This window comes from Endozoicomonas sp., assembly GCF_031844845.1.
Lineage (GTDB): Bacteria > Pseudomonadota > Gammaproteobacteria > Pseudomonadales > Endozoicomonadaceae > Endozoicomonas.
Genome location: NZ_JAVRMB020000208.1, coordinates 1 through 8,310, shown reverse-complemented (window position 1 = coordinate 8,310; position 8,310 = coordinate 1). Strand labels below are relative to the sequence as shown.

General features: G+C 44.4%; 8 protein-coding genes. All 8 read right to left on the bottom strand.

From position 1 onward, the window contains the following. On the bottom strand, window positions 1-355 hold a 355-nt coding region (locus RM811_RS10850), incomplete at its 3' end, for a glucuronate isomerase (protein WP_402523942.1). Between the two features lie 362 nt (window positions 356-717). Beyond that, window positions 718-2,325: a hypothetical protein gene (locus RM811_RS10845; protein ID WP_402523940.1), complete on the bottom strand. Its 1,608-nt coding sequence runs from the start codon at window positions 2,323-2,325 to the stop codon at window positions 718-720. 359 nt (window positions 2,326-2,684) lie between these two features. Further along, window positions 2,685-3,008, bottom strand: coding sequence for a hypothetical protein (locus RM811_RS10840; protein WP_402523937.1), 324 nt, complete (start codon window positions 3,006-3,008; stop codon window positions 2,685-2,687). Next, on the bottom strand, window positions 2,936-3,247 hold the full coding sequence (locus RM811_RS10835) for a hypothetical protein (RefSeq protein WP_402523935.1): 312 nt from the start codon (window positions 3,245-3,247) through the stop codon (window positions 2,936-2,938). Before RM811_RS10835 ends, RM811_RS10840 begins: the two co-directional genes overlap by 73 nt. Window positions 3,248-3,387: 140 nt before the next feature. Continuing rightward, the gene (locus RM811_RS10830; protein ID WP_402523933.1) at window positions 3,388-4,704 is read right to left on the bottom strand and encodes a pyridoxal-dependent decarboxylase; all 1,317 of its coding nucleotides are present in this window, start codon (window positions 4,702-4,704) and stop codon (window positions 3,388-3,390) included. 237 nt (window positions 4,705-4,941) lie between these two features. After that, on the bottom strand, window positions 4,942-5,949 hold the full coding sequence (locus RM811_RS10825; RefSeq protein ID WP_402523932.1) for an NAD(P)-dependent alcohol dehydrogenase: 1,008 nt from the start codon (window positions 5,947-5,949) through the stop codon (window positions 4,942-4,944). A 404-nt stretch (window positions 5,950-6,353) separates the two neighbouring features. After that, window positions 6,354-6,623, bottom strand: coding sequence for a hypothetical protein (locus tag RM811_RS10820; RefSeq protein WP_402523929.1), 270 nt, complete (start codon window positions 6,621-6,623; stop codon window positions 6,354-6,356). Between the two features lie 703 nt (window positions 6,624-7,326). Then, window positions 7,327-8,163, bottom strand: a complete 837-nt coding sequence (locus RM811_RS10815) for a hypothetical protein (protein ID WP_402523927.1) — start codon at window positions 8,161-8,163, stop codon at window positions 7,327-7,329. Window positions 8,164-8,310 lie beyond the last annotated feature (147 nt).

Sequence of the window (8,310 nt, the reverse complement as noted above, 5' to 3'; positions counted from 1 at the left end):
AGAGTAATAAAGATTCATACAAAAACCGCCTATCGTAACGAGGATAACAATAGGCGGTTTTTGTTATGGCAAAAAAACAGAATTCCAAATTCAAGACACCCATAAAGTCATAAGAATTTATGGGTGTCCTTTTTTCTTTTTGTTCAACAGCAACCGATAGATCTTTGCTGACGATACCAATACTTTCCAGGGAAATGCCCTGGCTGTGCAGCATCCGGAAGACACAGTGGTCCGGCTGCAGCAGCAGAGCCGCCGGGTTACCAAAAGGCTTGTTGTTCGCAAACCAGGCCGGGTCAGTATGCCCGTGAGGACTGATGATCGGCAGGTTTTTAATCTCCTGACAGAGCGCGGGCAACGGTGCGCATACTGCTATCAGAAGAAAACAGGCGGTCAGGATGCAATGAATAGGTTTGGCGTGAGCTGATCGACATGGTGGTTACCTGCTGACCGATAAATAAAAGGCTAAGTTCTTCGCTAAAGATGTTATACCGAATTCAGCAAAATTGGTTCAACCTGTTTTGAATGATTTACTACCAGGTATTGATATAGAGCAGTATTGTTCGGTTTCTGTACAGAAATGGTGACGGTAAATACCTTACCTTGTTCCTGCGCTCTGCGTAGGAATGCAGAGCCATCTGCAGGTAACGTGTGAAGGTGAGGTACGCATTCCCACGGGGACTGTGGGAACGAGGAATAGGCCTGGGAGTGTCAGAATACTCACAGCAAGACTTTGGAGGGATTCTGATGTTCACTTATCTTCCAGCTTTCATCATACCCCATGAACAAATAGCGCCAAGTCTGAAGAGCTGCGAGATAATGAGGTTTATATTTATGTTTATGAAAGTCAAGCATCGCCTGGTCATAAGCCGTTTTACTGACAAATATACTCTTTTCTTTAAGATTGAACGAAATCAGGCTGTTTTCACCACACCAAATTGATTCTGGCTCTATCTTATCAAGTCCAAATGACGATAAATTCGGTAAGTTCATCTGCTTCCATTGACCAATAATCGTGTTAAAGTTTTTCTTAAACTCTTTGCACATATAAAGGAAAGATTTTCGGGAATCTTCTTGGCTCCATCGATATTTATCAGTTCTTTTTATAACTTCTGATAGTTCATTGATTTCCTGATGTCCTTCTTTCCATGGGCGCATCACCTGATAGCTGCCCAAAAACACCTGATGTTTTTTAATATTTTGTTTCAGGGCTTCTGTAACTAAAATCACCTGATAGCTGCCCAAAAACTCCTGACGTTTTTTAATATTTTGTTTCAGGGCTTCTGTAACTAAATCAGGGTGTTCTTCACAGTACGTTGCGTATTTTGACAGATCACATTCAGGATTCATTTTTGGTGCACTGTACATGCCATCAGGTGCAACCATATATGGGATGCGTTCAAACCAGTGATTGTCCGTATCCATATACATTAATGAGTTGTTCTGGTTATTTACCAGCGTATTTTCCACCCGTGTCTTATGGGTTGTTTTTGCTTTTTTCTTCGCTACATCTAATGTATTTTGCCCCTCTCTGAGGGCGGCTATCCTGATTCTATCCAGCATCAATTGACATTCCTCCCTCGCAGGGTATGACAGTCCAAAGCCATTAGGGTTTTTCATAAGCTTGAACTCTTCAAGATGACCCAAATCATTTTCAACATTAAGAACAACAATATTATCACTATCATTAAAAACCGATTCCATGGTATTAATCTGATCCATAGTCATATTGACTTGCGAATAGATCACCAACACTGGAATATCCTGTTTTTTTAACCTGTCGGCTTGCGCTTGTATTCGGGCAACATAATTAAAGTGGCTCGAAATACGTTCTCCCTCACCCTGATCTGTTCCATCGAAAATAGTGGTTCCATACAGGGCTACCCAAGTATATATAACCGGACCTGGCTTAATAATCTGGTAGTTATCGCGTTTTATCTCTTTTGTTGTAACTCCCGCGAATTGAAGACCAAGAGCCATATTATCAATATCCTCCAACGGGATATCTGATAGAGGTAGCTGCTGCCCATGGATTAATTGATTGACTATCCTTTTGTATTTTTCCTTGGTTATCGGGATAGAATTATCACTAATTTGATGGCTTCGTGATAAAGAAAATTTTGAAATCATTCGCGAGATAAATCTCATTCGATTAGTGCCACCTTGCGGATTAGTTACCCTTTCCTCAACATTACTCACTGCAAGAGCAGCTTCAGTTCTGTTAACAGATCTAGTCGTAAACTGGGCAGTTGCCCGGCCTTCCACTGATTGACTTGAGTCAGTACGTGCCTGAAACTCCCATTTTTCCAATAACTTATTAGCTTCCATTGTAATTACTCCTTCAGAGTATCTGCACAATCAGTACAATCAGTAAGTAGGCGGTAGTTTGCAATCGAATATTTAGATCACTCCTTCAGAAATAAGTTCCAATTCTTTTTAGTCAAGGCATCCGCAGCCGAAGGCATCCCCGAATGTTTCCTGTTACCTCGCTCCCACGCTTTTAGGCCTTTAGGCTCTCGAGTCCTGTGGATCCTGCGTGGGCATGCGAGCCATCTGCAGACAAAGTGCTGAAAATGATGTATGTCTTCTGAGTAACTTATTCTATTTTGGTTCGATGGTGCTATATTGATAGGCAATAACACCCCTTACTTGCATCAATAAGCACGTCCGTTTTTAATATTACATAGTTAGCTGGCGGCCTCTTTTGGCACCAGCATAAAGCCCATATCTTCCGCCTTTTTCTTCAGGTTTTTCATGACCCGGTCTTTGTACTGTCGCTCATAGTAGTCTTGACCCGGATCCACATAGTCGCTGCCATTCTTGAGCAGCGTGTAAACCAGGCGCGCCAGTTTGTGTGCCGTCGCCGTAATGGCCTTGGGTGAACCCGGCTTGCTTCTCATTCTCCGGCAAAAGGCGCCCAACGCACTTTTTGAATTCATCAAACCAAAAGCCGCCATTCTGAACGCCGAAGCAGCTGCACTTGGGATACGTTTGGTTTTTCGTTTAAGCACTTTACCACCCGATATATTGGTTCCCGGGCAGAGGCCCAGCCAGGGGCGTAGCCGGTTCTGTCTGCCGACTGGGCAAACAGGGTGTATGCCTGTTCGTTATCTGGCATGACGATTACATCATAGGTTTCTGCGACGGCCAGAGGGATCTGATCCACCACCACCGGAACCACGTTCTGACCATCTTTCTGAATCACGGTCATTTTCAGACCGGGAATCCGGAAGTAAGAAGAATAAGACACCCACAAAAATATCCATACTATTTCATGGATGAAATTTATGGATGTCCTATTCTGCTTGTTCTGCTTCTCTGTTCTGCTCCTCGGGAGAGTAAAGATGAAGTCTTTAATGGGGACTGGTAATGTCGGTAAAAATAATCATTTTAAGCCCGCAAATCATCTTCAAGATCGTTTAGAAACCGGTCAAGCAAATTTCTGCTGGCATGAGGCATGGTAACAACATGAGCCCAGCCCGTGCCGTCATTCCCTTTGTCAGGGAGTGTAGACAGCGTCCATTTTCGTACCAGTTCAGGGGATGCGAGATTATCAAAGTACACGATGTTCGATAAATCACTGGCACGTTGCGAGTTAAGCTGAGGAAAATTGTTCTGTAGCTGTGACTGCAGGTAGGCGGCACTGGCCAATACCAGCTTCGCATCAGCCTGCTGCTGTGCAAAGGAATCAGACGTCGTGTAGTAATGCACCTGCGCGGGTTTGATCGAGTCCCGGGAGCAGGAAATTGTCCCGGGTTTATAAGGAGTATAAGAAGGATCGTGCACTTTAGCGAAAGCGTCGTGGTATTGCTCAAAATCGTCACGACCACAGACAAACAGCCCGGCTACACCATGATAACCAAAGAACTTGTGCCATGATATTGCCAGTGAATTGTAGCGCCTTTTACCGTTACGGGTTTGCTGCAGCATTGCCCTCCGGGGGCTGGCCTGCAGGTAGCCACCAAACAGGGCTGCATCTACGTGCAGATAAGATTCCCGCTTCTGTAATTTCTCCTGAATAGCATCTATGTCATCTATTCCACCTCTGAAGGTCGCTCCAATGGTGGCTATCAGTAATACCGGTGAGTCGGGGTGTTGGGCGAGCTGTTTTTCCAGGTCATCCATATTCATGGACGCGTCGCCATTGGTTTGCACCGGCACTCCTTCCAGGCCAAACAGGTCGCAGATAATCTGCATTGAATAATGTGCTTCACGGGAATAGAAAATTTTCGGCTGCTGGCCTGTGCGCTGTTTCAGCAGTGTTCTGCCAATATAAGCACCCTGGATATTACTGTCTGTTCCGCTATGACTGACTATGCCCCAGATGTTGTTATCAGGAAATCCATAGCGTTTAGCAAAGTGGGACACAACGTCCTGCTCGAGGCTGAAGCAATTCCATGGGTCTTCAGGGTGATGCGGGTTACCCACATTGTTCATGTGTCGGATTCCGAACTCTACTTTTTCCAATTCCCGACACCACCTGATCATTCCCTCCGGAGCGGGTTTCATACTGCAGGGGTAGCCGAGGAATGTTCGTGGATCCCGTTGAGCAAGTAGCTGTCGTCGTTTATTCAGAAACGCACGCTGAAACTTATCGGGTACACCGACGTATTCCTCGTGATCAGGCAGTGAACCAATTACTGGTCTACAGAGTCCTGCGGATACTGCCATGCCGCTGGCTGACAGAAATCGCCTGCGTGTTATCATCAGATGACTCCTCAATACAATATTTAATGCAGATCAAAAGACCACAACCTCTCCGGCAGAATGGTTGCGGCGGGATGGATGAATTTGTGGCGAGTCGGATTTGGTTTAAACCTGAAGACTCAAAGCAATCATGTCTACTTCGGAGTAGAGCTGATCCCGGCGAGGCGCACGTTATGAGGTTGCAGTGATACTTTTTACCGGTATTACGGACACCACCCCAGGCTCTGATGTTATTTGTCAGCTGTTATTTTTCAAGACCACGCGGTAATGGGGATGTCCTTCCTCGAGATGCTTCATGGCCTGATTGACATTGCTCATATCAAACAGCTCCACTTCTGGACGGATACCGTGGAGGTCAGCGAAGTCCAGCATTCTGGCAATGGTGGCCGGGCTGCCAGCGGGCGATCCGGAGACGCTTCGCTGGCTCATAATCAGGGTAAAGACACTCATTTTCAGGGGCTCCAGAGTGGCTCCCAGGAAATGCAGCCGTCCTTTTGCATTCAGGGTATTCAGATAGCCTTCCCAGTCCAGACCCACATTCACAGTGGAGAGAATAAGGTCAAACTGATTGGAGGCGGCTTTCAGCTCATCACTGTCTCTGGAATTGAGTGTTTTATGGGCACCGAGCGCCAGTGCTTCTGTCCGTTTGCTCTCTGAACTGGTAAAAGCCGTAACCTCACAACCCCAGGCATTTAAAAACTTAACCGCCATATGGCCAAGGCCGCCAATACCGATAACAGCAACCTTGCTGGTGGGGGCAAGACCAAATTGAACCATCGGGTTAAATACGGTGATGCCTCCGCAAAATAACGGCCCTGCATCTTCATTGCGGATACTGTCTGGCAGTTTAACGACACTGGTCGCCTGTGCGCGAACTTTATCGGCAAAGCCACCATGACGACCAACGATAGTGCCCTGAGAGTCAGGGCAGAGATTATGATCACCTGACAGACAACAGTGACAATGCAGGCAATACCTTGAATGCCAGCCCAGGCCGACCCGGTCTCCCGATGCCAGCCAGGTTACATTTTTACCGACAGTACTGATATGGCCGGCTACTTCATGACCCGGAACAAAAGGGTATTCTGTAATTCCCCAGTCATTTTTCCACATGCTCAGGTCGCTGTGACATAGACCGCAGTGGGTCACATTTATTTCAACTTCGTCGTCCTTTAACGGTCCGGGATCGTATTGAAAGGCTTGCAGTGCAGCACCAGGTTCATTGGCAGCGTAAGCGTTTATCATTTGTTTTCACTCCATTAGAAGTACGAATAATGAGTACTTGTTGCGAAAAGTGTAATGAACAAAGAATAGACACTAACGTTGCTGGCAGATTCAGAATCATATTCAGGGACATCATTTTTTTTGGTGGAAATGAAGCTTTTGCATGAGTATCACCATCCTGGCCATTACTCTGCTGTTTCTGTTTTTTCTTCTGGCAGGTTCAATAACAAGTTCAGGGAAGAATTAGGAAGGGAAGAATTAGGACACCCATAAAAGTATCCATACTATTTTCATGGATAAATTTATGGATGTCCTGTGTAAAAAACTGTCCGAAGTATTGTGAACAAGGGGAATGACAGATCATCAGGAGGAAATCAGGGACAGGTTTAGAATTCAGAATTTTCCCTGATAGATCTTTTTCAAATTTAATCCAAACCGAAAAACTGGGGTGAAGTCTTGATTCTTGAATTCCCACCTGACACCAACCCCATCAACCTCCTAAAAAACGATGCATTCCTCACCGTCTCCAAAGCCTCATCCGCAGGCGGTTCTTTCATCATCTCTGTCAGCTTCTGCCGAAAGGTAGCCACGTCGTTGGTTTCCTCCAAATAATTCAGCAGCTGCTCCACCCGCTTGCCATACATGTCTTTGTATTTGGTGCTGAGGTATTCGGCGGCATCCACCAGTGACTGCATATCTGCTCGATGATTGGCTCGTTTCTGGGTCAGTGTGGATATTTACAGCAAATTCAGCCGGTAAATCTGGAGCTCCTTTATCCACAGGCGGCAATGGACTATCGGCTTTCTTCTTCCAGCCATCGCCATAGGTTTCCCGTATATAGTCTTCGGTAGGTTCATAGCCGAGGGTGCTGATCTTATTATCCCGTTCCGCCCTCACCATCAAATCTTCTTCTGGCTCTGTCTTCCTCCATACTCTGGGCGGTGTAGTAATGAATAAACAGGACTTCCATAAATCCAGGGTGAAATATTCAGTAAAACGTTGGTTCAATTTTTATGATTAGTAAATTTATGGATGTCCTATTCCTTTTTTTGTGACCCCAGTTTTTGGTTATATTTATGGGTGTCCTTAACTTACTTTATGTATTTCTACTTCAATATAGTTTCATCTTCGGTAAGCTTTGAGCTATAACCAATAAAATCAGCCACCCAACAATTGTCCAACCAAATACCAAATTTAATAGGAAAACCGGGGTCAATAGGAAAACCGGGGTCAGGTCTTTCTTCTTGAATAACCATCTTCGTAGGTTACTATTTGCGATATGAAAGTCCTGACTATTCCGATTTTAAGCTGAAAAATTATAACCGATTTGTATCTTTCAAGAAGAAAGACCTGACCCCAGTTTTTTTAGAGACCAGCCCTTACCCGATTTAGGAATGCTTACACCATACCTGTGATACCAACCATGCAATCACCAACTCTACTGGCGTCACCTGTAACATCAAAGCCTAAGTAACTGAGATATGCTTTTGGCTTCTGACCTTCTATATATACACAAGTAGACACAGGGATGAAGTCAGTCCCCATACAAAAGCCCTGCTGAAGGTGTCCACCTATTGTACTGTATGTATCTTCTTTGATTATTTCTTTTAATACCGCTTGTGGTGCCCTATCCCAGAGAATATTTTTCTCCTGTAAAGACGCTCGATAATTTACAATAAGATTCTCTATGTCAGATTTCTTATCGCCTAGAATAAAAATGGCATTTCCGTTTGCACTTTGGCTGTCATAAACATCTAATGTCATATCAAAACTGCCGGATGAAAAATCAGGTTTTATTTTGCATATTTTATATAAAGCGGTTTTATGGCAATAGCCCATGAGCAAAAATTCACACAGAGCAGCTTCCTGCTTAATGATTGCCAATGTGTCAATATAGTTTTTTGCAATCATTCTGGTGTATTCACCTAACTCACTCATAGATGGAGGTAGCCCCATGCCATTTAAGTTTGAAAATACAGTTGAAATTGCTGCTTGTACATTAAGGCCGATTAGTGAGCTACCGGCATAAGCAAGTCCAACTTTAGATTGCAGATATGTATCTTCAAAAAAACCTCTTGTGCTCGGTTGTTTACATATAAGCGGTATGGAAAATATTTTTGCACCAGAATCTAATAACATTGAAGGATTTGTTCCCCCGTCTGTTATTTTTGAATCTCCTACTACCCATACTGTTCCATTGCCTTCTCTATTAAACCAACTAACTATTGATGTCATATCTACTTCTCTCTGAACTCATAACTATGGGTATTCCTAAGCTTGGTTGTGGGGCGACGAAGGCGTCCCTACGAACCACTTGTTAGCATCTAGCTGGAATATTTCTCATATAGTTTTTTTGCTTTCTGATTAAATTCTTTTTTTGAA

What these genes read in the sequence shown, in the direction of transcription:
- RM811_RS10845 (WP_402523940.1), bottom strand. Translation starts at nt 2,325, where the DNA reads ATGGAAGCTAATAAGTTATTGGAAAAATGGGAGTTTCAGGCACGTACT.
- RM811_RS10830 (WP_402523933.1), bottom strand. Translation starts at nt 4,704, where the DNA reads ATGATAACACGCAGGCGATTTCTGTCAGCCAGCGGCATGGCAGTATCC.
- RM811_RS10825 (WP_402523932.1), bottom strand. Translation starts at nt 5,949, where the DNA reads ATGATAAACGCTTACGCTGCCAATGAACCTGGTGCTGCACTGCAAGCC.
- RM811_RS10820 (WP_402523929.1), bottom strand. Translation starts at nt 6,623, where the DNA reads ATGCAGTCACTGGTGGATGCCGCCGAATACCTCAGCACCAAATACAAA.
- RM811_RS10815 (WP_402523927.1), bottom strand. Translation starts at nt 8,163, where the DNA reads ATGACATCAATAGTTAGTTGGTTTAATAGAGAAGGCAATGGAACAGTA.